Source organism: Trinickia terrae (genome assembly GCF_005144415.1).
GTDB classification, from domain to species: domain Bacteria; phylum Pseudomonadota; class Gammaproteobacteria; order Burkholderiales; family Burkholderiaceae; genus Trinickia_A; species Trinickia_A terrae.
The window spans coordinates 110,174-135,018 of the sequence record NZ_SWJE01000019.1 but is presented as its reverse complement, the minus strand read 5'-3'; the positions used below and the strand labels follow the sequence as shown (position 1 = coordinate 135,018).

Sequence of the window (24,845 nt, the reverse complement as noted above, 5' to 3'; positions counted from 1 at the left end):
CCGCGCCGAAAGCCCCGTCAACCCTGGGCCTCCCGCCTTCCTCCCGTCCCCCGCGCCTCGCTACCAAACCTTGGCCGAAGCGCGAAAGACCAGGATTCTAGTCCCCACCCAACACGCTGGCAAGCGGTTTCTGAAAAGAATCGAGCGGCGCATGAAGTCATGCATCGCTCGACCATATAGAAAGGCTAGCGTCGATAGCCGGTTAGCACATCACTCTCTCGACCACGCCCAAGAAGTGCTCGATACTTGGCGTCTCCTTGCCGGCCGTCTTGGCGCGATCATCCCATCGCCGCAAACGCAGGGCATCTTGCGCATAAGGCAATTGCAGAAACGACTGCGCCTCTTCCTCGCTAAACACCCCGCCTTGCAGTTCCAGGCTGCGCACCGAATCCTCGGATAGTCTGCCGAAGTACGTCGCATCGATTGCACACAGGCAGCGCTTCGCATCCACATGCAGGCGAATCGGCTCGAGCACCGCCGGCGGCAATATAGGCCGCAAGAACGGCAAGGCGAAATACTGATGCAGATCGTCGATGCCGCGCGCTGTCGGCGTCTCGCCGTGCAGGTTCAACAGATGCCCAAGGTCGTGCAGGAATGCCGCGGCGATCAGTTCGTCGCTTGCACCTTCATCTTCGGCAAGCGAGCCGCTCTGCAATGCGTGCTCCAGCTGACTGACGGGTTCGCCGCTATAGGAGATGGCGCCGTGCTCGGCAAACAACGAGCGGATATCGTCGAGACTCAGGGCCATTCATTTACTCCCACGGCAACGAAAACGTCTTCAGGTTCGTAAAGCTCTTCATCGCCTCCTGAACCCCTTCCTTGTATCCCAGCCCCGAGTCCTTGATGCCGCCGAACGGCGTCAGCTCGATCCGGTATCCCGGCACCTCCCACACGTTGACCGTTCCCACGCGCAATTCGTTGACGAAGCGTGCGATCGCATCCGTGCGATACGTGCACAAGCCCGAAGACAATCCGAATGCTGTGCCATTGCTGATGCGGATGGCGTCGTCGATGGTGTCGAAGGTGATGATCGGCGAGACCGGGCCGAAGGTTTCCTCGCGCACGAGCGTCATCGACGGATCGACGCAGTCGACGACCGTCGGCGAATACAGCGCCCCCGAGCGCTTGTTGCCCGCGAGCAGCCGCGCGCCCTGGGCGACGGCTTCGTTCACGCGCGCTTCGAACAGCTGCGCTGCGGGTTCGTCGATGACGGTGCCCATCTGATTGGATTCGTCGAACGGATCGCCGTATGACCAGGCGAGCGTCTTCTCGACAACCTGTTCCGTAAAGCGCTCCGCAATGCTCTTTTGCACCAGCATGCGCTTGACCGCCGTGCAGCGTTGTCCCGAGTTCTTATAGGAGCCCTGCACCGCGAGCGATGCAGCGAGCTCGACGTCCGCGTCGTCGAGCACGATCAGCGGATCGTTGCCGCCGAGCTCCAGCACGACGCGTCGATAGCCCGCCTTCGCCGCGATGTGCTTGCCGATCGCCACACCGCCGGTGAACGTCACGAGCTCCACTGCTGGGTTCGTGATGAGCTCGTCGGCGATCTCGCGCGGGTCGCCGGTCAGCACCTGCAGCATCGGCGCGGGCAATCCGGCTTCGTAAAGGATGTCGGCAAGAAAGTACGCCGACAGCGGCACTTTCTCCGACGGCTTCAGCACGACGCGGTTGTTCGTCGCAATCGCCGGCGCGATCTTGTGCGCAACCTGGTTCATCGGATGGTTGAACGGCGTGATCGCCACGATCACGCCCGCGAGCGGCTCGCGCTGCGTAAACACGCGCCGCGCCTTGCCGTGCGGCGTCAGATCGCATGAGAAGCTTTGCCCGTCGTCGCGCAGCGCTTCGAGCGCGGCGAACTTGAGCACGTCGGCGACACGGCCGATCTCATATCGGGAGTCCTGCTTCGATAGACCCGATTCGAGCGAGATCAGATCCGAAGCGGCTTCCGTCCGTTCGCGCAGCAGCGCACCCGCGCGCTCGAGGATCTGCGAGCGCTCGTAGCGTGTCAGTTTCGACCGATAGCTCGCCGCGAACTGCAGCGCGTCGCGCACGTCTTCGACGCTCGCGAGCGGCACGGTGCCGACTCGTTGCCCGCTATAAGGATCGAACACGTCGAGCGTGCGCTCGCGCGCGACACGTTCGCCCTTGATGCGCAGCATCTCGGCGCGGAACGCCGGATGGTCGATCTGATGATGATGTCCGAGCGTGTTCATGATTGCGGCGACAGGTGATTCAACGCGACATCGAAAATGTCGAAATTGCGCATGCGTGCGCGGCCGGGCAAGCCGTCGGTCTTGCGGTTGAAAACGAGCGGCACGGTCTGCTCCGACAAACCGCCGTGCGAGCGCAGCGGCACCGTCAGCCCGGAGAGGTCGTGCTCGTCGCGCCGCGTGCCGAGCACGACATTGCGTTGGCTCACGGCGACGATGTCGCCGACGCGGTCGCGCGGCAGCTCGAAACGCTCGCAAGCGGTGCGGTTGTCGAGCGCGAGCTCGACGCCGTCGAGTGCGGCGATGCGTTCGATGACTTGTGATGCGTCCACATCGCGCGGCAGGTAGATCGTCGCAAACGACCCGAGCGCGCCGTGATGCACGACATACGGATCGGTAATCGGCAGAATGACGCGCGCCGCCCGCGCGCCGAGCCATTCGTCCATCACGTCCTGCAGATAGATGACGTTCGGCTCGCCGGTGCGCGGATCGTGCTTCGCGTTCATGCCGTGATCGGCGGTGAGCCCGATCGCCCAGCCGAGCGCGTCGAGCTGCGCGAGGTAGCGGTCCATCATCGCGTAGAACGCGTTGGCGTCGACGCTGCCGGGCGCCGCCTTGTGCTGGACGTAATCGGTCGTCGACAGATACATCAGGTCGATCTTGCGCGTTTGCGCGAGCCACACGCCGGCCGCAAACACGAATTCGGAGAGGCCCGCGCTATATACGCCGGGCAGTGGCAACCCGACGAGCTCCAGCACGTTGTCGATGCCGTTCTCATCAAGCGTCGCCTCGCCCGCCTTTTCCGCCGAGAAGCAGATGCCGTTCAACTGCCAGCCGAGGAGCCGGCGCAGCTTGTCCTTCGCCGTGACGACGGCCACGGTCGCGCCCGCGTTCGCCGCCGAGGCCAGGATCGTCCCGGCGCGCAGATAGGCAGGGTCGTTCATCATCACTTCCGCGCCCTGCCCGCCGTTCGCGTCGGGGTCCCAGAAGTAGTTGCCGCAGATGCCGTGCACCGAGGGCGGCACGCCGCAGACGATCGACAGGTTGTTCGGGTTGGTGAACGACGGGATCACGCAATCGCCCTTGAACGCCGCGCCGTCGCGCAGCATCTTGCCGATGAACGGCGCGGCGCCTGCGGCGACGGCCGCTTCCAGGTAGTCGTATTCGCAACCGTCGACGCAGACGACCACGGTGGGCACGGCCGGCATCCGGTAGGCGCGGCCGTTGACTTCGATAGTGCGGGGAAGATTCGCTGACATCTTGGGTTCCAGGCGCGTTTCGTTACGCGCGTTTGTTGATCGGGACCGCCGACGCGTCTCGCGCCGGCGCTTGCATGGAAGACTCTCGGTAAGCGGCGCGCGCGCGCCGCTGTCCGCCTTCCACATGCGCGCGCATCAACACCGCCGCACGCTCTGGATCGCGCGAGGCCAGCGCCGTCACAATGGCGCGGTGCTCGGCGAGCGACTGCTGCATCGCTTGCGCATGCGCGCTCAGCGCCGCGCGCCGGAACAGGCTCAATTCGCAGACGAGCCGCCGATAGGTATCGAGCAGCTTGCCGTTGCCCGAAGCCGCCACGATCGCTTCATGAAACGCGACGTTCACGCGCGTGTAGGCGTCGTGATCCTGCGCGGCGAGCGCGTCGCTCATTGCATCGAGGTGCTCGCGCAGCCGCGCGACCTGCCCGGCGTCGATGCGCGCCGCAAGCATCCGGCACGCCGCTTCTTCGAGCGCCGCGCGCACGGCGTAGATTTCTTCGGCCTCGGCGAGCGACACCGTCCGCACGAACACGCCGCGATTCTTCTCCGTGCGCAGCAGCCCGGCCTGCTCGAGCGCCCGGAACGCCTCGCGCACGGGTCCGCGCGACACTTTCATGCGCGCCGCCCAGTCGGCTTCGTTGAGCTTGTCGCCCGGCCCGAGCGCGCCGCCCACGATGTTTCGCGCGATCTCGTCGCGCACCAGCGCGGGCAGCGAATGGCTGCGCAGGACTTCGATCGGGTCGAGCGTCTGCATTTCCATATCTTCAGTCATATCTGCATTTTTTGCCACATCGATGCGCGCATGTCGCAGATGGCTAATACGCATCGGCCACGCCCCCCCCTCCCAAATCAATCGATGCGTTTGCGCGGCGCGCGCGCGGCGATCAGCAACAGCGCGGCGAGCGACGCGATCAGCAACACCAGCGACAGCGCCGAAGCCGGCAGGTAGTAGCCGCGCTCGACCTGTCCGACGACGACGATCGGCACCGTCGCGAAGCCCGGCGGATACACCGTCAGCGTCGCGCCCAGCTCGCCGAGCGACAACGCGAACCCGAGCGCGAGGCTCGCGCGTATCGCGGGCACGAGTTGCGGCAGCACGACCCGGCGCAGGACCATCGAAGGCGGCGCGCCGAGACTCGCCGCCGCTTCGCGCAGCACCGTCAATTCCGGGCGCAGCGCAGCGGCCGCGCACCGGTAGCAGAACGGCAGCACGAGCGCGAGCTGCACGAACACGACGATCGCCGCCGAGCTCGACAAATCGAGCGGACGCTTGTGATACGCGATCAGCACGGCCAACCCCAGCACCACGCTCGGCACGCCGTTGGGCATCATCGCGATCATGTCGACGAAGGCGCCCAGGCCGCGCCGGTCGCGGCCTTCGAGCGCGAGCGCGAGCCACAAGCCGAGCGCGGTGCCGAGCACCGCCACGCCGAAGCCGATTTCGAGGCTCGTCGCAAGCGCGTCGAAATCGCTCGAGCCGAGCCGCTCGAACCAGCGCGTGCTCAGGCCATCGGGCAGGATCGTGCCGGACCAGTGAGCGGCCACGCTCGACAGCGCGACGACGAGCACCGGCAAGACGAAGAGCCAGAAGCACAGCAGCCCGGCGAACGCGAGGAACGCCCCGCTGCCGATGCGGGTGAGAAGCGTGCGGCGCGCCGGATGCGGCGCCGGCTTGCGCGCCCCGGGCAGGCGCGGCATGGCGCCAGGATTCAGATCAGCGGCCATTGCCAGCGCTCCCGTGCTTGCGCCGGTTCACCCGGCGGTACAACGCATACAGCGACAACGACATCGCGAGCATCACGACGGCGCCCGCGGCGGCGGTCGGCAGGTCGAGGTCGACCGTCGCCGAACTGTAGATCGCGACCGGCAGCGTGATGAGACGCGCGCTGCCGAGCACGAGCAGGATGCCGAACTCGTTGAGGGTCAAGAGGAAACAGAGGATCGTGCCGGCCGCGATGCCCGGCCACGCGATCGGCAGGATCACGCGCCACGCCACCATCCAGCCGTTCGCGCCGAGGCTCTTCGCGGCTTCGACGAGACGCATGTCGAGCGTCGCGAACGAGGCGAGCGTCGGCCTCACGACGAACGGCGCGTAGAACACGACTTCCGCGAGAATCACGCCGCCGATGCCGAACAGGAAATTGAGCGGCGGCTGCTCCAGATGGAAGAGCCGCTGCAAGCCGATGCTGACCGAGCCCTGCGAGCCGTACAGGAAGATCAGCGTGAAGGCGACGAGAAACGACGGAAACGCCACGAACAGCTCGAGAAAGCGCGTGACGAGCCTGGCGCCCGGAAACGGCTTGAAGAACAGCATCGACGCCAGCGCCACGCCGAGCACCGAGGCCAGCCCCGCGCTCGCGAACAGCACGCCGAGCGTCGTGCCGACCACGCCGCGCGTCTCGGGGTTCTGGAAGAACGCCGCGTACGCGTGGAAGCTGAAGCCGTGCACGCCCGTCAGGCTCAGCAGCACGAGGCGCACGAGCGGATAGATGACGAGCGGCCCGAGCACGATCACCGTCAGGAACACGAGATGCCATTGCGCCGCGCGCTCGCGGCGGCGGGCGTGGGCGGCATGCGCGGCGGCCGTGGCCGCGCGGCGCGCATCGAGTGCGGCAAGCGCCTCAGGGCTGGATAAGGACGACATCATCCGCCTCGTAATGCAAGGAAATCCGCGCGCCCTTTTCCGGCGCCATGCCAAGACCGCGCTGCGTGGCGACGAGGACGGGCTCGCTCGGCATCGCGTCGAGCGCGACCTGCACCGAGAGCGCCGAGCCGTACCATTCGACCGACGTGATCACGCCGTGCAGCGCGCCCTCGCCGAGCGGCACGATGCGCAAGCGCTCGGGACGGATGCACGCGACGCGATCGCGCACCTCGTAGCGCGCATCGCCGAGCGGGAACGCAACGTGAGGCGGCAGCAGGTTGGCCGCGCCGAGATAGCGCGCGACGAAGCCGTCGTTCGGCGCGTCGTAGAGCTGCTGCGGGGTGCCGAGCTGCGCGATGCGGCCTTCGCGCATCAGCAGCGTGCGGTCGGACAGGACGAGCGCGTCGTCCTGGTCGTGCGTGACGCAGACGATCGTCAGGTTCGGCAGGCGTTCATGCAGCGCCTTCAATTCGGAGCGCACCGAAGCGCGCAGGTTGGCGTCGAGCGCGGACAGCGGCTCGTCGAGCAGCAGCACGTCCGGCTCGATCACGAGCGCGCGCGCCAGCGCCACGCGCTGCTGCATGCCGCCCGACAGCTGGGCCGGCATGATGTGGCCGGCGTCGCCGAGCTGCACGAGCTTCAGCGCATCGGCCACGCGCCGCGACACCTCGCGCGACGGCAAGCGCCGCGCGTGCAGCCCGAACGCGACGTTGTCGAACACCGACAAATGCGGAAACAGCGCATAGCTCTGGAACAGCAAGCCCAGATTGCGCTTGTGCGGCGGGACATGCGTCAGGTCGCGGCCCGCGACCGTCAGCGTGCCCGCCATGCCCTCGGTCTGGATGAAGCCGGCGATGAACCGCAATAACGTCGTCTTGCCGCAGCCGCTCTTGCCGAGCACCGTCAAGAGCTCGCCGCGCTCGATCGTCAGCGATAAATCGTCGAGCACCGTGCGGGCGCCGAAGCGCACGCTCAGGTGTTCGATATGCACGCCGTCCGGCGTGCCGGTCAGCGCGTCTTCCCGCGCGTCGCGTGCGGCGCCGAGCGCGCCGGGGTGAGCAAGACTGGCAGTGGTCACCGGCTTCATCCTCCTGCTTGAATACAACGACTGGTGCAACGACAGGCTTACTGCGCCGGCTTCACGACTTCGGTCTGCTTGCCCGAACTGCCGATCACTTCGTTCTTCCAGCGCGTCGTCCAGTCGGCTTTCTTCGCCATCACTTTGTTCCAGTCGACCGGGACCAGCTTCACACCCGCGATCGCCTGCTTGACCGCTTCGCCGTTCTTGCCGCTGAGCGGCACATCGGTGCGCCCCGGGATGCCGAAGATGTCAGGCACCTTCGACTGCACGTCCGTCGACATCAGATAGTCGATCAGCTTCTTGCCCTCGGCCTGGTTCGGGCCGTTCTTGATGAGGCCGATCGCGTAGGGCAGCTGGAACGTGGTCGGCTGGCCGCCCGGCGTCGCGGCGAGGAAGATCGGCTTGAGCGAGAGGCCGCCGTTGGCCGCATCGTCGAGGTCCATCTGCAGGTCGCCGTTCGCGACCGAGATCTCGTTGCGCGAGAGCAGCACGTCGAGGTAGCCCGTGCCCTTGGTGTGGAACTTGGCGCTCTGTTCGAGCTTCTTGAGGTAGTCGAACGCCTTGTCTTCGCCCATCAGCGAGGTCGTCAGGATGATGACCGCCATGCCGTCGCCGGCCGTCGCCGGGTTCGAGTAGGCCACCTTGCCGCTGTAGTCGGGGTGCAGCAGGTCGGCGAACGTCTTCGGCTGGTTCTTCACGACGTCCGGATTGATCGCGAACGAGAAGTAGTTGTTGACGAAGGTCGCCCAGGAGCCGTCCGCAGCCTTGGCGATGGCCGGCACGTTCTTGTAGTTCACGCTCTGGTACGGCTGCAGCAGGCCGGACTGCCCCGCCTGCTGGATGAACGGCGGCAGCGTGACGATCACGTCGGCCTTCGGCGAATCCTTCTCGACCGTCGCGCGGTTCACGACTTCGCCACTTCCGGCGGTCACGATGTTGACCTTGACGCCCTCCTGTTTCTCGAACGCGGGCAGCACGTCCTTGTAGAGATTCTCGAGGCCGTCGGCCGTGTACAGCACCACCGCATCCGCGGCGTGCGCAGGCATCGCCATGCCCTCGAACAGCGCCGCAGCCGCGAGGGCCGGCAGCAGCTTGCGAACGATACGGGCAGTCGCGTGGTGTTTCATCGTCTTCATCTCGTTTTCTCCGAAGGGCGGGGAAAAAAGCTGGTGATCGGGGAAAACCCCGATCCCTGTTGTGATGGAGCGGCAGCGCGGCTGCGCTGCACACATTGCCGCAATCGGGCGGCGAGCAATATTGCAGATTGTCGACAACCCGAGAGCTGCTTGCGCCGCAAGACTTTCGCGCCGATCGTTACATCTGGCGTTCGACCTTGTCCTGCCGGGCACGGCAAGAATCACAGGTTTCCATGACGGCGCCGTGACGATTCTCACAAAAGCCAAAAAATGACACAATTTGCCAATAAACTACATGACGATCGATGTCCCGTCCAGGCGCCATCGCCCCTCTTTCGAAAGGAGCTACTGTGATTCTAGGAAACGAACCGATCCTGCTTACGCCAGGACCGCTGACAACTTCGCCTGCCACGCGGCAGGCCATGCTGCGCGACTGGGGCTCGTGGGACGCCGCCTTCAACCAGATGACGCAAAGCGTCTGCGCGGACCTCGCCGCCATCGCGAACGGCGGAGCCGAGTATGTCTGCGTGCCGCTCCAGGGCAGCGGCACGTTCTCGGTGGAAGCGGCGCTCGGCACGCTCGTGCCGCGCCAGGGCCTCGTGCTGGTGCCCAACAACGGCGCCTATTGCGCGCGCATCGTCCGCATCCTGCAGCGCCTCGGCATCGACTACCTCGAGCTGCCGCTCGAGGACGACGAGCCGGTCAGCGCCGCCGCAATCGAGGACGCCTTCAACCAGCACGCGCGCATCACCCACGTCGCGCAAGTCCATCTGGAGACGAGCGCGGGCCTCCTGAACCCGCTCGACGAGATCGCCGCGGTCTGCAAGCGTCACGGCAAGAGCCTGATCGTCGACGCGATGAGCTCGTTCGGCGCGCTGCCGATCGACCTCTCGCGCGGCGGCATCGACGCGCTGATCTCGGCTTCCGGCAAGTGCCTGGAAGGCGTGCCCGGCATGGGCTTTGTGATCGTGCGGCGCGGCGTGCTCGAGGCGAGCGAGGGCCGCTCGCCGTCGCTCGCGCTCGATTTGCACGATCAATACGTCTACATGCGCGAGACGACGCAATGGCGCTTCACGCCGCCGACGCACGTCATCGCCGCCTTGCGCGCCGCGCTCGACCAATTTCTCGCCGAAGGCGGCCGCGCCGCGCGCGGCGCGCGCTACGCGAAGAACTGCGAGGCGCTCGTCGAAGGCATGCGCGCGCTCGGCTTCGAGCCGTTCCTGAAGCCCGAGGTCCAGGCGCCCGTGATCGTCACGTTCCATGCGCCGCGCGACCCTGCCTACGACTTCAAGACGTTTTATGCGGCGGTGCGGGACGCAGGCTACGTACTCTATCCGGGCAAGCTGACGAAGATGGAGACGTTCCGCGTCGGCTGCATCGGCGCGATCGACGCCAACGAGATGCGCAACGCCGTCGCGGCGATCGGACGGACGCTCGCGGCGCTGGGGGTGCGCGTGCGCTGAATGCAAGCCGCGTGCGGTATCATCGCGGCCCGCGCTCATGGGCTTTCATCAGACGCACCCGGCAATGAACAACCCGAACTATCAGGCGATCCTCGAACAGATTCATAGCGACATCGGCCCGTGGCGCACCACCGGCCGCGTCGCGGACTACATCCCCGAACTCGCCAAGGTGAGCCCCGAGCGCTTCGGCATGGCGGTCGTCACGCTCGACGGCCAGGTGTTCGCGGTCGGCGACGCCCGCGAGCGCTTCTCCATCCAGAGCATTTCCAAGCTCTTTGCCTGCACGCTCGCCTTCCAGCTGCTCGGTGACGCGCTCTGGGAGCGCGTCGGCCGCGAGCCGTCGGGCAACGCGTTCAACTCGCTCGTCCAGCTCGAATCCGAGCAAGGCAAACCGCGCAATCCGTTCATCAATGCGGGCGCGCTCGTCGTCACCGACGTGCTGTGCCGCCGCTTCGTCGGCGCCGAGATGGCGCTCGTGCAGTTCATGCGGCGCCTGAGCGGCGTCACCGGCGTCGACTACGACCTGCGCGTCGCCGATTCCGAGCTTGCGCACGCCGACCGCAACCGTGCCATGGCGCACTTCATGGCGAGCTTCGGCAACCTGCAGATGCCGCCCGAAGTCGTGATCGACGCCTACTGCCGCCAGTGCGCGATCGAGATGAACTGCGTCGAGCTCGCCACGGCCGCCCTTTTTCTGGCCAACCGCGGCGTCGCGCCGGCCTCGGGCGAGCGCGTCCTCGACCCGAGCTCGGCCAAGCGCCTGTCCGCGCTGATGCTGACCTGCGGCACCTACGACGCCGCGGGCGACTTCGTCTATCGCGTCGGGCTGCCGGCGAAAAGCGGCGTCGGCGGCGGCATCGTCGCGGTGCTGCCCGGAGAGATGGCCGTGTGCGTCTGGTCGCCAGGGCTCGACGCGAACGGAAACTCGCTGGCCGGCGTCATGTCATTGGAATGGTTGACCTCGCTTACCGGGCAGTCAATCTTCTGATACCGCCGATGCGGGTAACTTCACGGTTTGTTTCTTTCGAGTACAAGCGTGGCCGATGCCGAATTTTTCGTCCGGCAGGCCCCGACTCGGAGCAGTCCTTCACCTGGATGGCGGCTATGGAGTGCAGCTCGGCCATTGCCCCTTCTGCCTGAGACCTATCATCAACAAATGAGACCCCCGGTTGATCGCGGACTCACGGCAAAGTAAGCGGCCAAGCAATCCTTCTTGACGTACGGGCCGTGAACTCAAGGTAAAAGGAGTGAATCATGGACAGTGTGAATCGTCGGTCAGTGTTGGTCTTTGGCTTGGCGGCCGCCGTTGCGTCGCCTGCTCTATTGTTGCCCACCGCCGCCGCCGCACAGCGCTACCACGCTGACGAAGGCAAGCAAATCGCGCCCGGCGTCAGGCGCGTCGAGCTCTCGAAGCGGGCATCGGAAATCTCTGCTTACAAGGCGCTGTCGATGGTGGACGTTGTGTTCCAGCCCAAATCGAAGTTCGCGAACACAGCCATGGCGAATGACATGGTTTGCCAGTGCCTGGAGGGCGAGTTGGTAATCGACCAGGGGATGGGGCAGTGGGTCGCGAAGGCCAACGACGTATGGTCATGCAGGAAGGGCATGCCGGAAACGACAGAGAACCGGAGCGATAGCGTCGTCGGTATCATGCGGGTCATCAACTTGGCAACGTAGAGCCCTCCGCGGCTACCAACCACACGTGCCTGGACGAAAACCGCATCATCCGGCTCGATGTGGTTTATTTTGACCGAGCGTCGGCGGGCTCGCGCCGGAGTGGCTCACGACGCTCACGGGGCGCTCGATTTTCTGAGCGCTGGGTCGCATTAGCCGTGTTTTCGCCGTGTTTCCGAGCACTTACGCCTTTGCAGGAATCGCCTAAGCTGTAAGCATCAGGCCGCTTTTTAAGCCTTTTTTGCATTACGAGCCGGCGACGGCGCGCCCAGGCGCCGCCGAAAACGATGAAAACGCCCCTCTTGCTTCGGATCGCGTCGGTCTTCGCAGCAACCCTTTGCCTGGCGCTTCCCTGCACGGCCGCGGCGGCCCGTCCCGCCGAGGTCCTGGTGCTGCCCATCGCGGGCGCGATCGGCCCGGCCAGCGCCGACTTCATCACGCGCGGTCTCGCGCGCGCCGAGCGCGACGGCGCCCAGCTCGCGATCATCCAGCTCGACACGCCCGGCGGCCTCGACACCTCGATGCGCCAGATCATCAAGGCGATCCTCGCCTCGCCGGTGCCGGTGGCCGCGTTCATCAGCCCGAGCGGCGCGCGGGCGGCCAGCGCCGGCACCTACATCGTCTATTCGAGCCACATCGCCGCGATGGCCCCCGGCACCAATCTCGGCGCGGCGACGCCGGTGCAGCTCGGCATCGGCGGTGGCGGCGGCGGACCGGGAAGCCCGCCCCAGCCTTTGAGCGGCGGGCAAGGCGGCAAGAACAACGACAAGAGCGCGCAGAGCGCATCGAGCGACAAGGCGGCCTCGCTCCCCTCCGGAACCGACTCCGAATCGACCGAGATCCGCAAACAGATCCACGACGCCGAGGCCTACATCCGCGGCCTCGCGCAACTGCGCGGACGCAACGCCGACTGGGCCGTGCGGGCCGTGCGCGAAGCGGTGAGCCTGTCGGCGAACGACGCGCTCGACCAGCACGTCGTCGACCTTACGGCGCGCGACGTCCCCGATCTGCTCGCGAAGCTCGACGGCCGCAGCGTCGAAACCTCGAGCGGCGCCCACCGTCTCGCCACCGCCGGCGCGCCGGTCGTGACGCTCGAGCCCGACTGGCGCAGCCACTTCCTCGCCGTCGTCACCGATCCGAACGTCGCGCTGATCCTGCTCACGATCGGCATGTACGGCCTTTTCTTCGAGTTCGCGAATCCCGGCTTCGTGCTGCCCGGCGTGGCGGGCGCGATCGCGCTCCTGATCGGCCTGTTCGCGCTGCAATTGCTGCCGATCAACTACACGGGGCTCGCGCTGATCTTTCTCGGCATCGCGTTCCTGATCGCCGAGTCGTTCCTGCCGACCTTCGGCACGCTCGGCTTCGGCGGGATCGTCGCGTTCGCGGTGGGCGCGCTGATGCTGATCGACACCGACGTGCCCGGCTATGGCATCCCGTTGCCGATGATCGCGGCGCTGACCGCCGCCAGCGCGCTCTTCATCTTCGCGGTGTCGAGCGTGGCCGTGCGGGCGCGGCGGCGGCCGGTCGTGACGGGGAGCGAAGCGATGGTCGGCAGCGTCGGCGAGATCATCGACGAAGGCCTGCGGCCGGGCGGCGGCGCCCCAGTCGGCGAGAACGTCGGCTGGGCGCGCGTGCACGGCGAGCGCTGGCGGGTGTCGGGAAGCGAGCCGCTCGCCGCGGGCCGCCGCGTGCGCGTGACGAGCCGCCGCGGGCTCACGTTGATTGTCGTGCCAATGGTCGAATCACAACAACAGAGGGACACACCATGATCGGCTTCACGTTCGGCTTCAGCAGCATCCTCTTTCTATTCCTGCTCATCCTGATCGCATCGTCGATCCGCATCTTTCGCGAATACGAGCGCGGCGTCGTGTTCATGCTCGGACGGTTCTGGAAGGTCAAAGGGCCGGGGCTCGTGCTGATCATCCCGATCGTGCAGCAAGTCGTGCGCATCGATCTGCGCACCGTCGTGTTCGACGTGCCGCCGCAGGACGTCATCACGCGCGACAACGTCTCGGTCAAGGTCAATGCGGTCGTGTACTTCCGCGTCGTCGATCCGGAGAAAGCCGTGATCCAGGTCGCGCGGTTCTTCGAAGCGACGAGCCAGCTCTCGCAGACGACGCTGCGCGCGGTGCTCGGCAAGCACGAGCTCGACGAACTGCTGGCCGAGCGCGAGCAATTGAACGCGGACATCCAGAAGGTGCTCGACGCGCAGACCGATGCGTGGGGCATCAAGGTGTCGAACGTCGAGATCAAGCATGTCGACATCAACGAGACGATGATCCGCGCGATCGCGCGGCAAGCCGAGGCCGAGCGCGAGCGGCGGGCGAAGATCATCCATGCGGAAGGCGAATTGCAGGCCTCGCAGAAGCTGCTGCAGGCGGCGCAGATAATCTCGCAGCAGCCACAGGCGATGCAGCTGCGCTATCTGCAGACGCTGACCACGATCGCCGCCGACAAGAACTCGACGATCGTCTTCCCGCTTCCCATCGAACTGCTCAACGCGTTGATCAATCGCGGCGGCCCGGCTTCGCAGCCGTAGCGGGGATTCGCCGGGCTCGCCGGTCTTTCGCCGCGACGATAGGAAATTGGAGCGCGCATCGGGTCAACTCTCCGGTCATCCAATCACCCACCGGAGGTCCCATCGTGGTCCACATTCGCTCGCTATCGCCCACTCACAGCGCTACGCCAGCCGCCGACATCGACAACCGGACAGCGCAAGCGCCCCGCGACGAATCCACGAGCAGCACGAGCCGGCGTCCGGCGCTCGGCGTGCCGGGCCTCTCGACGCGGCGCTCGGCTGGCGCCGTTCCCGCGCGCCGTGCAGCGCCCGTGCCGGCGTCCGTGCCGGCGTCCGCGTCGGCGCCCGAGCGTGCCGCAGGCCCCGTCGCTGACGCAGTTGCAAACGAGCCCGACATCGTCGGCCGCATCGGCGAAATGAAGGGCTATCTGGCGCAATTGCGCACCGCCCACGCCGAGAAGCGCGAAATGGTCCCGGCGCGCGACGCGCAATTCCTGGATTTGCTCGTCGCCGTGGAAAACGAGCGCGATGCCGCGCTGAACCTGAGCGCGCATCGAGTCGACTACAAGGCGCTTTCCGCCGGGAAGGCAGCCGGGGCCGGCGATCTCGCGAAACGCGCCGTGACCGGCATGCAAACCGGCGGCAGCTGGCATGCGATCGTCAGCATGGACGGACATGAAGTCGCGTTGTCCGCTCGGCATGATCCGGAGCGGCCGATGCATGTATCGGCAGTCGTGGTGGACAGCACGACCGGCAATTTCACCCCGCAGGATTGGGGGCGGCTCGCCATGGCGCTCGGTGCGCACATGAACGCCGCGCTCAAGCGCGACGGCAAGCCAGGCGACGCCAGGGTTGTGATCAACTGCCTGAATACCGGCGTCCAGAAGAGCAACGAAGGCGGCGCCATCTTCGCCCTAGCGGCCATGCGCGACATGCCCGGCGAGCCCGACATCGCCAGCCTGCACGAGCAGGTGCTCGCCGGCACGGCACAGTGGCCGGGGCCGTTCGCGGCGAGAGCCGTCGCCGACAACTCGCTGCTCGGCGCGCGCTTTTTCAAGCACATGACGCTCGAGTCGAATATGCAGTCGCTGCTCGCGGCCCGGCCCAAGCTCGCCGAGGCGCCCGTCAACAAAAAAGGCGAGACGCTTGCCGCGCGCCAGGAAGCGCGTCTTGGCAAGCATCGGCCGTCTTTCGGCCTGCCATACGAGTCCAGCCACTCGTACGCGACGAAGCGCATCCATCTTTACGAGCGCGCGCTCAGCCGTCTCGAAGCCGCGGCGGCGCCGCAGCTGCTCGCGGCGCGCCGAGACCGGCTCGCCGCGAGGCTGGACGCCATGGCGTCGTATGTGCTCGACCTGCATCGCGCCCGCAAAGGAAAAGCGGCTCCGCCGCCGTCACGCGATGCCGAATTCACGGACCTGCTCGTCGCGGGCGTGAACGCGCTCGATCCGCAGATGCGGCTGTCCGCGCACAAGATCGACGTCGCGCAGCTCGCGAAGCGCGAGAGCGGCGCCGTGGACAGCGTGTCGGAAGCGCTCGCCGAAGGGATGCGCAACGGCGGCGGTTGGCATGCGATGCTCGATTTGGACGGCCACCATGTCGCGCTTTCCGCGCGCCACGACCGGGACAACCCCGCGCATGTCTCGCTCGCGGTGCTGCACGGCGCGGGGTCGCCGATGTCGGAAGAGGATTGGAAAAGCCTTGCGGGTCTGCTCGGCGAGCGGCTGGACGAGAGCGATCCGTCTAGCCAAGGCAAGCTCCGCCTGACCCGTCTCGACGTCTCCGCCATCCAGCCGGCGACCGGCTCCGCGCTGTTCGCGCTGCGCGCCGTCAAGGACATGAAAACCATCGACGGCATCGCGGACCTGCACATCAAAACGCTCGCCGATGCGCGCAACGAGAGCGAAGCGGTCAAGACGAACGGGACGAGCGGCGTCCACTTGTTCGATGAGGAATACGACGCGACGGCCAATGAGCACGACGCGAATCCGCTGGCGGACCCGGAGCTGCTGGCGGAGCATATCGCGATGTACAGGGCGGCCCTGGGCCATCACGAGCGCACGCTGGCTTCGATGCTTCGCGCAGGCTGAGCGGCGCGGGCCGAACCGCCCCCGCCCTACTCCACGCGGAACCGGCTCACCGCCTGCGCCAGCCGGGCGGCCTGATCGCGCAGCTCCATCGCCTCCTGCCGCGCCTGGCCGACGATGTCGACGTTCTGCTGCATCGCCTCGCCGATACCCGTCACGGCGCGGTTCGCCTGGGCGATGCCGTTAGATTGCTCGCTCGACGCCACGCCAATGTCGGCCATGATCGAGCGCACCTGCTCGACGCGCTCGACGATGCCGCGCATCGTCGAATGCGCTTCGCCCGCGATCCGCGAACCCTCTTCGGCCTTGCCGACCGAATCGGCGATCAGCGTCTCGATCTCTTTCACCGCCGCGGCCGAGCGCTGCGCAAGCGCCCGCACTTCGCTCGCGACGACCGCGAAGCCCCGGCCGTGCTCGCCCGCGCGCGCCGCTTCGACGGCCGCGTTCAGCGCCAGGATGTTGGTCTGGAACGCAATGCCTTCGATCACGCCCGTGATGTCGGAGATCTTGCGCGCCGACGCGCTGATTCCGCCCATCGTCGAGACGACGCGTTCCACCGCCGAGCCGCCGTCCACCGCCGCCTGCGCGGCGGTCTCGACGAGCGTGTTGGCCTCCACGGCCTTTTGCGCGCTCTGCTGCACGGTCGACGTCAGCGTCTCCATGCTTGTCGCCGCATGCGCGAGGCTTTGCGCCTGGCTCGCGATGCGCTCCTGGATGTCGCCGCTGCCCGCGGCGATCCGCTCCGTGCTGCCGCTCATCTCCGACGAGGCGCCGCGCACCTGCCCCACGATCTTGGCCAGCCCCTCGCCGATTCCGTCGATCGCCTGCATGACCCGGCCGATCTCGTCGCGCCGTCCGCTGCCCGTGCGCGCGCTCAGGTCGCCCGCCGCGAATCCCTCCGACGCCTTCGCCGCCGCTTCCAGCGGGCGCGTCACGAGCGAGCGCATCATAAGCACGAACAGCACCGCGAATGCGATGGCCAGCAGCAGCCCGACCAGCATGAAGCGATTGCGGGTCGCGTGCATGTCCGCCATCAGCTCGTCGCGATACGCGATCCCGCCGACGAGCCACTGCCATTCGGGCGCCATCGCGAAGATCGCCCGCTTGCTGGTTTCCTCGGTCTCGCTACGCGCATGATCGGTCGACGTGAATTCCAGGTCGCCCTCGCGCGCCTGCAGCATCTGCTGCCAGGGCCCATTTGCCTCGTCCGCGCTCTGCCCCTCCGCGCCGGGATGCACGATGAACTTGCCGCGATTCGGCCCCTGCGATGCATCGATCACGAAGTAGTAGCCGCTCGCGCCGATCTTGAGCTGGCGGATCACGTCCTGCACCGCCGCGATTTCCTTGCTCACGTCGACGCCCACGAACAGTGCGCCGACCAGCTTCCCGCTCGCGTCGGTCACCGGCTTGTATTGCGTGATGTACCGCTTGCCGAACAGCGTCGCGAGACCGCTGAAGACCTTGCCCGCCATCAGCGACGCGTAGGCGGGGGACTTGCGGTCCAGGAGCGTGCCGATCGCACGCGAGCCGTCCTGCTTTCTCAGCGACGTCGTCACGCGCACGAAGTCGTCGCCCGTGCGGGCGAACACGGTCGAGATCGCGCCGCTGCGCTCGAAGAATTGGTCGGGGACCGTGAAATCGAGGTTGACCGCCTTACCGGCGACGAGGAAGGACGGCGTCGCCACGCCGGCGATGTCAACCTTCTGCGACTCGTCGAGCGCATACGGGCCGGGCAGGAAGCTCGCAAAGAGCGACATGAAGCGATCCACTTCGGCCGTCAGCCCGGCATGGTAGAGCGCGATCATCTGGGTGACCGATTTATCTTCGCTGCGCATGCGCGCGAGCACTTCGTCGTTGACCTGCCGCCCCGCCGTGAGCGTCAACACCCAGGTGAACACCGTGAAGATCAGCGCCACCAGCGCGCACGAAATAAGCGCGAGCTTCGCGCCAAGACCAGCGCCGCGTATTGAGCGAGTGATCATGAAACCCCGTTCATGCCTCAGAGGAAAGGCTCGCCGGCGTCAGGACGCGGCGCACATTTTGCGTACGTGAAAGCGGATTGCCCCCTTCTTTACGGCAGCGAAAGCGAAATCTTTATGTGGCATGCTGCGCGATTCGGCCGAGGTAAGAATCCGAAAGACGGGATGGCGCGGCCCGCGCTGTAAAGACTCGCGCCGCCGCGGTCGATAACTAGAGTGAGAGAGCGTCGCGCATAGGGCCGCAATGATGAGAACCATGTTTGCCAGAATGTCGATGGGCAGCCGCTTCCGCGTGGGGATTTCCGTCGCGCTCGCGCCGATACTCGTGCTGTCCTGCTGGCTGCTAGCGCACCAGTGGCTCGCCTATCGGGCCGCGAGCGAAGCCATGCGCAGCTTCGCGGCCTTTCGCGAGGCCCTGCTCGCGATGGAGAAGGTCTCCGCCGAACGCGGGCCGACGAACGGCGTGCTCGGCGAAAACGTGCCGATCCCGCCGCAGCGCGCGGCGCTGCTCGCAAACTACCGCCATACGAGCGACCAGCAGATCGCGCGCCTGCTCGACAAGCTCGCGCTGGACCGCTCGCCAGCGTGCGCCGAAAACACCGACATGATCGTGAAGCTGCAGAGCGACCTCGCCTCTGCGCGCAAGAACATCGACCACCTGACGACGCTGCCGATCATCGAGCGCGGCGACGTGCAGAAAGCCGTCAATCGGATGATCGCGCTGATACCGGAGTTCTTGCCCGTCGTCGTGACCGAGATGTCGGTCGTCACCAAGGGCGACCCCGACGTGTTCGATACGCTCCTGATCGCGAAGCTCTCCGCCGATTTGCGCGAGCAGGCCGGGCAGCTCGGCTCGCGCTTCACGAGCGCGCTCGCCACGCACCGGCAGCTGACCGGCGAAGAGCAGCTCGGCATCGACCGCTCGCAAGGCCGCATCGATCAGCTCCGCGCGCTGATCGACTTGCGCATGCTCGATCATCCGGCCGTCACGGCCGAAGCCCTCGCGGCGGTGACATGGCGTTACTTCGGTGAAGGCGAGCGCTATGTCGCCGAGGTTCAGACACTGGCGAGCCGCCCGATCGGCGCCGATGTCACGACCGGCCAATTCGCCGAGCATTATGTGCCGACCATGCGCTCGATCACGCAACTGCGCGACGTGCTGCTCGCCGAGGCGGACGGCAAGCTGCAGCGGCACTATCGAACCACGCAGCTCCAGCTGGCCGCCGCCGTGACCGCGGTGCTGCTGCTGCTCACCACACTGGTCTGGATGACCGTCACGTTCCGGCGCGACGTGATCAATCCTTTCGTGCGGGCGACGCGCGCCATTCACGCGATTGCGGCAGGCGACCTGACCACCGAGATTCCGTCGACATCCCGCCGCGCCGAAATCCGCCAGATGTTCGACGCGATCGGCGTGCTGCGCAAATACAGCGTCGAGCGCGCGCAGCTCGAAGCCGAGCGCGGGCAACTGATCCAGGAGCTCGCCACCATGGCCGACACCGATTCGCTGACGCGCCTCCTGAATCGCCGCGCGTTCGAGAGCCGAGCGCTCGCGCTGCTCCAGCGAACCGACATCCAGGCCTCGCAAATCGCGCTCATCATGTTCGACATCGATCACTTCAAGCGCCTCAACGACACCCACGGCCACGCGGCCGGGGACGCGGCGCTGCGCATCATCGGCGAACTGTGCCGCGCGAACTGGCGGCAGTCCGACATCGTCGCCCGCATCGGCGGCGAGGAGTTCGCGGTGCTCGTGAACGTAGCCGCGGCGCCGCTCGCGGTGGCGCTCGCCGAGCGCATGAGGCTGCGCATCGCGGAAGCGGTCGTGCTCGCCGATGGCGGCGCGCGCTGCCGGATGACGGCGAGCTTCGGCATCGCGATTGTGTCGCCGGCCGACGCGGCAGGCGGCGTCACCGAGCTTCTCAAGCGCGCGGACCACATGCTCTATAAGGCGAAACTCGCCGGCCGCGATTGCCTGATGGCCGATCTGGGCCCGGTGGACGCCAACCCGCCGGCCGCGCCGGTTACGGAGTAGTTCAACGGCCCGCTTCGACGCACGGACGGCTCAGCGTCGCCATCGCGCGGCAGACGTTGATCACGCGCGCGTGCCACTGGGTCGGCCCGCTGGTCTGATCGAGCAGCGCCGCCACCTTGTACGAGTTGAAACGCGGCTGCAACCCAACCAGCAGCGCGGCCGTTCCGCTGACATACGCGGTCGCGAACGAGGAGCCCGACTGGAAGTCGTAGTGGCCGCCCGGCGTGAGCGTCAGCACGTTCTTGCCCGGTGCGTAGAGCACGCGCGCATCCGCTTCGATCGCGGCGTCGCCGCTCTTGCCCGCCGACGCGACCGCGATAACGCCCGGCACGTTGACTGGAAACGCGTTCATGTCGCCGCTCGGCTGCACCGCCCCCACCACGACGACGCCCTTCTTCACCAACAGCGCGACGAGCTCGCTCAGCAACGGATCGGGCGGCCCGCCGAGGCTCAGGTTGACGATCTGCGCGTGATCCTCGAGCGCGGCCTGCAGCGCCTCGGCGAGCGTGAAGGTATGGCAGACCGCCGAACGGCCGTTCCCGTCCTGCTCCCAGCACGCCTTGAGCGCGATGATCTTCGCGCGCGGCGCCACGCCCTCGATGCCGCTCGCCTGGTCGCTCGCGGCGCTCCCCCGATCGGCGGCGATGATGCCCGCGACCTCGGTGCCGTGGCGGTCACGGTTGAACTGGTCCCAGTCGTCGTCCACGAAATTGTGCGTATTGGCGATGCGGTCGCGCAGCTCGGGATGGGTCGTATCGACGCCGGTGTCGATCACGGCGATGCGCACTTCGTCGCCGCGCGCGAGCTTTTGCGCGGCGTCGGCGCCGATCTCGCGCAGGCCTTGCTGCAGGTCCGCATACGCGGTGGGCTTGGGCGGCGCATCGCCGAGCGTGTGATAGGTCTGCAGCGGCTCGGCGAGGTTCACGCGAGGATCGGCGGCGAGCTTGGCGACGACCGTCTCGCGCGGCGCGTCGCCGACGATTTCGAGCATCGCGCAATCCACGTTCAGCGACGGAATCGGCCACGCCGACACCTCGCGCAGCCCGTATTGTTCCGCAAGCGCGGTGACGTTCGCGCGCGCGCCGTCCCCGGTGGCATAGCCGCTCGCCGCGCCGTAGCCGTGCGAGGTCGAGCCCGCGCGCAACATCAGCGTCTCGGGCGGATTCGCAACTGCCAGCACGATCATCCGGTCGGGATGCGCGATCACCCGCTGCGTCATGGCGGCCGAGTTGGACGCCGCAGGCACGAGCGCGCAGGCCGACGTCGCGCAACAAACGCACATCGCCAGCCACCGGAGCAGCGCACGCGCCGATGCGCCGCGCTTCGCTGCGCGTTCTTCGCGCTTCTCGGAAACGGTGGAGATCTCAGTCATCAGCCTATTGTGCGTAAGTGCCGGAGTGGTTGCGATGCCGGTCGAGCACCTTCAAAAATGCCAGATGGCGTCGGCGTACCAGCGATTGACCAAGAGCCCGCCCAAAGCGGCCTGCGCCGCCGCGGAAGCCCGCGTCGCGACGTACGAAACATCGAATTGCCATGCATGGTACTGGTAAGTCAGCCCGGCATTGCCATACGCATAACCACCGCCGACCTCCTGCCTGAGGTCGTAATAACCGATGCCGGCAGTCGCCGAGAATCCATGTGAGAGCGGCACGCGGCCAACGAGGTCGTACGCCACCGCCCACGATCTCGGCGACGGTCCCATGCCCGTGTTCGGCGAAAAACCGATCGATGCGAAGATGCTGTCGCGCCACCCGGCGCTCAGGACGAGCTCGTCGTAATCGATACGGTAGGCATAGGGGATGCGCGTGAACCGGTAGTCCGATAGCGCCACTTGCGCGCCCCAATCGTTTCCGAGCCGCCATGTGTACCCCGCGTCGGTGACGAACTTGGCGCCGGTTTGCGAGCCGCCGGGCGAGCGGATCGAAGATACGGAAGTGCCGGCAAAAAAGCCCGAGCCCGGATACCACGTAGCCGCGGCATGCACCGACGGCTTCCTGTCGCTGATATCCATGCCGCGCGTGATGTTCTCCGTCTCGACGCCCGCTTCGAACTGCCAGTCGCTGGATGCGGCTGCGTGGCACGGCCATGGCGCGGCGAGCAAAAGCACAAGCGCATAGAGCGCAATCGCATCACGCGTGAGCGCCATCATGTCTTCGAATTGCCGATGAAATGTGAGTAGTCTTGTTCGGGATATCCAATGCGATTTGGCGCAAAGGCGCACGCCCTATTTGCAGTTCGATCCTAACCGGAATCAAATGCGGCGTCTGTCAGGATTTCCTCACTTCAATGACGGCCAATCCTGAATCCAATTCAATTCGCCGGCTATGCAAATTCAGCTTGCCAATGCTAATACCGATTCAGCAGCGGTAACCGCATGGCGAGATTTTCGTTCGGTGATTTTTTCACTCGCCTCCCGCAGGTGGAAGATGATGACTCGCAGCCGTTCAATGCAAGCGGCGATCGCTCGCGGCCAGCCTCACCGGCAACTCGTCGAGGCAGATGCCCGCGTCGAGGCAGCGCCGGGCGACGCGTCTCAGCCTTGCTCGCGCCTGAATCAAGCGCGCCGCGCCGCCCTCATCGCTCTCGAACACGAAGGCCAGCATGGCTTCGACCGCCGCATCTTCGAGCAAGCGGCGCTGCTCCTCTTCCAATAAACAATCGATCGAAATAGGTTCGCTATTCCGCATTCATCCCCCGAGCCGCTTGGAATCGTTTGCTTTAATTCGCGGATTCAGAAAATGACATAAAGCGGCATGCGCGTCCAGTCGTCACGATGGCAAGGTTAACCATTTCAGCGAAAAAATCGGATATTCGATAGCGAACGCGTCGTTATTCAAAACGTCTGCCAGTCCTCGCGGCCGGCTCCCGCGCCGGCGAGCGCGGGTGTCGCTGCGCGAACCGCGGCCTGCTGCACGGGCTTCGCAAGCGCCTTGGCCCGGCGGGTTGCCGGACGAGCCGCCGGCGCGGCATCCGCGGCGCGCGGCGCCGCCTGGACCGCCCGCATACCGTCCACGCGGAAGAACGCCACCGCCTCGTTCAACTGCTGCCCCTGCGTTTCCAGCGACGCCGACGCCGCAGCCGCTTCTTCGACGAGCGCGGCGTTCTGTTGCGTGACTTCATCCATCTGCGTGATCGCGAGATTGACCTGCTCGATGCCGCGGCTCTGCTCGCCCGACGCCGCCGCGATCTCGCCCATGATGTCGGTCACGCGCGCGACGGCCTGCGTCACCCCGGCCATCGTCGTGCCGGCTTCGGCCGCGAGCGTCGAGCCGTCGTGGATCTTGCGCACCGACGACGAGATCAGCTCTTTGATTTCCTTCGCCGCACTCGACGAGCGCTGCGCGAGACTGCGCACCTCGCTTGCGACGACGGCGAAGCCTCGCCCCTGCTCGCCGGCGCGCGCGGCCTCGACTGCCGCGTTGAGCGCGAGGATGTTGGTCTGGAACGCGATCCCTTCGATGATGCCGGTGATGTCCGCGATCTTCGTCGAGCTCTGGCTGATGTCGGCCATCGTGTCGACCACTTGTCCGACCACGGTGCTGCCCTTCTGCGCGACTTCCGATGCGTTGGCCGCGAGCGCGCTCGCTTGCTGGGCGTTCTCCGCGTTCTGCTTCACCGTCGACGTGAGCTCTTCCATGCTCGAAGCCGTCTCCTGCAGCGACGAAGCCTGCTGCTCGGTGCGCGAGGACAGGTCCTGGTTGCCCGCCGCGATCTGGCGCGAGCCCGTGGCGATGCTGTCGGCCGACGTGCGCACCTGCCCGATCAGCCGCATGAGGCTCGCCTGCATCTCGCCCATCGAGCGCAGCACGCTGCCCGCCGGCGCGGACTGCGCGCCGGCCACCGGGCTCAGGTCGCCGCCGGCGACGCGCCGCGTAATGTCGCCCAGCTCGCCGGGCTCGGCGCCGAGCGCACGCATCACGCTGCGGGTGATCAAGAGCGCCGCGGCGACGGCTATGGCAAGCGATGCAGCAACGATGCCGAGCAACAGCGCGCGCTGAACCGAATAGTGCTCCACCGCGTCGCGCACCATTTCCTCGCCGCGCTCATGCGTGTAATCGTTGAAGGCGTTTGTCGCCTTGACGAGCTGGGCAAGCAACGGACGGCACTGCTCGTTCATCATCGTAATGGCTTCGTCATGCCGATTGTTCAGCGCCGCATCGACGATCGCGAGCGCCACGGGACCATATTGGCTCTCGATGCGGTCGATGTCGGCGACCATGCCTCGGCCCTGCTCCGTAGCATCCGACGCATCGGCAATCAACCTTTTGAGCTCGGCGAGCCGCGTCTGCACATCGGCATGAGCCTGCTGCACCGCGGCTTTTTCCAACTCGATATCGGCGGGCTTCGTCACCAGCACGAGATTGCGCGCAGCGATCGCACGGCGATCCACGGCGGTACGGACTTGCTGCGCGAGTATGCCGCGCTGGCTGATGCCGCTCACGAAGGCCACGAATCGCTCGTTGCCGTCGGCGAGCGCCTTCATGGCGAACACGGCAACGGTCAGAACGAGCGCCGTGAGCAGGCCAAAGGTGACGAACAGCTTCGCGCGTACCGTCATATGTCGGAGGAATTCCATAGCTGCTGCTCCTGTTCGAAGATCCGATGTCGACGCGACGCCCGGATTTGCGGGCGTCTCGTTATGTGAGATATCGGTCGCGCCGGGCGAAGGTTGAGACGGCCAAACGCGCGCATACGTTTGCACTAGGGTTTCGGAGAATTAGTGATTCCGCTATGCACCGGCGCGCTGCAGAGCGCCGCC

At 66.4% G+C, this 24,845-nt stretch carries 20 protein-coding genes; 7 read left to right on the top strand and 13 right to left on the bottom strand.

Annotated elements, in window-relative coordinates; translation table 11 throughout:
• Nucleotides 1-202: 202 nt before the first annotated feature.
• The 8 genes from FAZ69_RS28825 to phnS all read right to left on the bottom strand — a co-directional run bounded on the left by FAZ69_RS28825 (nucleotide 203) and on the right by phnS (nucleotide 8,330).
• The gene (locus FAZ69_RS28825; RefSeq protein WP_136898495.1) at nucleotides 203-748 is read right to left on the bottom strand and encodes a phosphonate degradation HD-domain oxygenase; all 546 of its coding nucleotides are present in this window, start codon (nucleotides 746-748) and stop codon (nucleotides 203-205) included.
• Between the two features lie 4 nt (nucleotides 749-752).
• Entirely contained in the window at nucleotides 753-2,216 is a 1,464-nt protein-coding gene (phnY, locus tag FAZ69_RS28820) for a phosphonoacetaldehyde dehydrogenase (RefSeq protein ID WP_136898494.1), read from the bottom strand.
• On the bottom strand, nucleotides 2,213-3,472 hold the full coding sequence (phnA, locus tag FAZ69_RS28815; RefSeq protein ID WP_136898493.1) for a phosphonoacetate hydrolase: 1,260 nt from the start codon (nucleotides 3,470-3,472) through the stop codon (nucleotides 2,213-2,215). The genes phnY and phnA overlap by 4 nt, the downstream gene beginning before the upstream one ends.
• Nucleotides 3,473-3,494: 22 nt before the next feature.
• Nucleotides 3,495-4,241 carry a phosphonate utilization associated transcriptional regulator gene (locus FAZ69_RS28810; protein ID WP_136898492.1) on the bottom strand — a complete coding sequence of 249 codons (747 nt, stop codon included), beginning with the start codon at nucleotides 4,239-4,241 and terminating at the stop codon, nucleotides 3,495-3,497.
• Between the two features lie 77 nt (nucleotides 4,242-4,318).
• Nucleotides 4,319-5,194, bottom strand: coding sequence for a 2-aminoethylphosphonate ABC transport system, membrane component PhnV (phnV, locus tag FAZ69_RS28805; RefSeq protein ID WP_136898491.1), 876 nt, complete (start codon nucleotides 5,192-5,194; stop codon nucleotides 4,319-4,321).
• Nucleotides 5,184-6,113, bottom strand: coding sequence for a 2-aminoethylphosphonate ABC transporter permease subunit (locus tag FAZ69_RS28800; protein ID WP_136898490.1), 930 nt, complete (start codon nucleotides 6,111-6,113; stop codon nucleotides 5,184-5,186). The genes phnV and FAZ69_RS28800 overlap by 11 nt, the downstream gene beginning before the upstream one ends.
• Entirely contained in the window at nucleotides 6,091-7,191 is a 1,101-nt protein-coding gene (gene phnT, locus FAZ69_RS28795; protein WP_169708793.1) for a 2-aminoethylphosphonate ABC transport system ATP-binding subunit PhnT, read from the bottom strand. The genes FAZ69_RS28800 and phnT overlap by 23 nt, the downstream gene beginning before the upstream one ends.
• Nucleotides 7,192-7,238: 47 nt before the next feature.
• The gene (phnS, locus tag FAZ69_RS28790) at nucleotides 7,239-8,330 is read right to left on the bottom strand and encodes a 2-aminoethylphosphonate ABC transporter substrate-binding protein (RefSeq protein ID WP_136898488.1); all 1,092 of its coding nucleotides are present in this window, start codon (nucleotides 8,328-8,330) and stop codon (nucleotides 7,239-7,241) included.
• A 305-nt stretch (nucleotides 8,331-8,635) separates the two neighbouring features.
• Between phnS and FAZ69_RS28785 the strand changes: the two genes are divergently transcribed.
• The 6 genes from FAZ69_RS28785 (at nucleotide 8,636) to FAZ69_RS28760 (ending at nucleotide 16,075) form a co-directional block, all read left to right on the top strand.
• Complete coding sequence (locus FAZ69_RS28785; RefSeq protein WP_136898487.1) at nucleotides 8,636-9,793, top strand: 2-aminoethylphosphonate--pyruvate transaminase; 1,158 nt, start codon at nucleotides 8,636-8,638, stop codon at nucleotides 9,791-9,793.
• 64 nt (nucleotides 9,794-9,857) lie between these two features.
• Entirely contained in the window at nucleotides 9,858-10,781 is a 924-nt protein-coding gene (locus FAZ69_RS28780; protein ID WP_136898486.1) for a glutaminase, read from the top strand.
• Between the two features lie 266 nt (nucleotides 10,782-11,047).
• Nucleotides 11,048-11,470 (top strand): hypothetical protein, encoded by a 423-nt coding sequence (locus FAZ69_RS28775; RefSeq protein WP_136898485.1) that lies wholly within the window; start codon nucleotides 11,048-11,050, stop codon nucleotides 11,468-11,470.
• A gap of 284 nt (nucleotides 11,471-11,754) precedes the next feature.
• Complete coding sequence (locus tag FAZ69_RS28770) at nucleotides 11,755-13,236, top strand: NfeD family protein (protein WP_136898484.1); 1,482 nt, start codon at nucleotides 11,755-11,757, stop codon at nucleotides 13,234-13,236.
• Nucleotides 13,233-14,006, top strand: coding sequence for a slipin family protein (locus FAZ69_RS28765; protein ID WP_136898483.1), 774 nt, complete (start codon nucleotides 13,233-13,235; stop codon nucleotides 14,004-14,006). Before FAZ69_RS28770 ends, FAZ69_RS28765 begins: the two co-directional genes overlap by 4 nt.
• A 104-nt stretch (nucleotides 14,007-14,110) precedes the next feature.
• The gene (locus FAZ69_RS28760; protein ID WP_136898482.1) at nucleotides 14,111-16,075 is read left to right on the top strand and encodes a YopJ family acetyltransferase; all 1,965 of its coding nucleotides are present in this window, start codon (nucleotides 14,111-14,113) and stop codon (nucleotides 16,073-16,075) included.
• A 26-nt stretch (nucleotides 16,076-16,101) separates the two neighbouring features.
• Here FAZ69_RS28760 and FAZ69_RS28755 read toward each other — a convergent pair whose 3' ends face one another.
• Nucleotides 16,102-18,054, bottom strand: a complete 1,953-nt coding sequence (locus FAZ69_RS28755) for a methyl-accepting chemotaxis protein (RefSeq protein WP_136898481.1) — start codon at nucleotides 18,052-18,054, stop codon at nucleotides 16,102-16,104.
• Nucleotides 18,055-18,307: 253 nt separating this feature from the next.
• On the opposite strand from FAZ69_RS28755, the gene FAZ69_RS28750 reads away from it, so the two are divergent.
• A complete protein-coding gene (locus FAZ69_RS28750; RefSeq protein WP_240702507.1) occupies nucleotides 18,308-20,086 on the top strand; it encodes a GGDEF domain-containing protein in 1,779 nt (592 codons plus the stop codon).
• Between the two features lies 1 nt (nucleotide 20,087).
• Here FAZ69_RS28750 and FAZ69_RS28745 read toward each other — a convergent pair whose 3' ends face one another.
• From FAZ69_RS28745 to FAZ69_RS28730, 4 genes are all read right to left on the bottom strand, one after another.
• Nucleotides 20,088-21,458 (bottom strand): S8 family peptidase, encoded by a 1,371-nt coding sequence (locus FAZ69_RS28745; protein WP_136898480.1) that lies wholly within the window; start codon nucleotides 21,456-21,458, stop codon nucleotides 20,088-20,090.
• Nucleotides 21,459-21,509: 51 nt separating this feature from the next.
• Nucleotides 21,510-22,235: a TorF family putative porin gene (locus FAZ69_RS28740; RefSeq protein WP_136898479.1), complete on the bottom strand. Its 726-nt coding sequence runs from the start codon at nucleotides 22,233-22,235 to the stop codon at nucleotides 21,510-21,512.
• Nucleotides 22,236-22,530: 295 nt separating this feature from the next.
• Nucleotides 22,531-22,716, bottom strand: a complete 186-nt coding sequence (locus FAZ69_RS28735) for a hypothetical protein (RefSeq protein WP_136898478.1) — start codon at nucleotides 22,714-22,716, stop codon at nucleotides 22,531-22,533.
• 203 nt (nucleotides 22,717-22,919) lie between these two features.
• Nucleotides 22,920-24,662 (bottom strand): methyl-accepting chemotaxis protein, encoded by a 1,743-nt coding sequence (locus FAZ69_RS28730; protein WP_136898477.1) that lies wholly within the window; start codon nucleotides 24,660-24,662, stop codon nucleotides 22,920-22,922.
• Nucleotides 24,663-24,845 lie beyond the last annotated feature (183 nt).